Genomic DNA, 619 nt, shown 5'->3' on the forward strand with positions numbered 1-619 from the left:
TAAGTTCTGGTTAAATGTACTCACTGAATTACAGAACCGAGGTGTTGAAGACATATTAATTGCTTGTGTAGATGGCTTGAAGGGCTTTCCAGATGCGATTAATACTGTGTATCCAGAAACGCATATACAGCTCTGTATTGTGCATATGATACGCAATTCACTCCGATTCGTCTCTTGGAAACATTACAAAGCCGTCACCGCCGATTTAAAATTGATTTACCAGGCTGACACAGAAGAAATTGCATTGGCTGCACTTGAGTCATTTAGAGATAAGTGGGATGGACAATACCCTCAAATATCAAAGTCTTGGAGTAACAACTGGGATAACTTAAATACATTTTATCGTTATCCGAGAGATATCAGGAAAGCGATTTATACAACGAATGCAATAGAGTCATTAAACAGCGTCATTCGTAAGGCCATTAAGAACCGCAAGGTATTTCCAAGTGATGATTCAGCAAAGAAAGTCATCTATTTGGCGATTAGAGCCGCATCGAAGAAATGGTCAAAACCGATCCATAGTTGGAGAGCTGCCATGAATCGGTTTATAATAGAGTTTGAAGACCGCTTGAAAAAACATCTGTAAAAATGGTAATTACACAGAATTATTTACAGGGTC

General features: G+C 38.6%; 1 protein-coding gene. It reads left to right on the forward strand.

Translation table 11 applies throughout. From position 1 onward, the window contains the following. Window positions 1-586 (forward strand): IS256 family transposase (locus E2R67_RS16455; RefSeq protein ID WP_134292020.1); only part of this gene is annotated, 586 nt, incomplete at its 5' end. Window positions 587-619 lie beyond the last annotated feature (33 nt).

It is taken from the genome of Psychromonas algicola (assembly GCF_004378355.1).
Classification (GTDB): Bacteria; Pseudomonadota; Gammaproteobacteria; order Enterobacterales; family Psychromonadaceae; genus Psychromonas.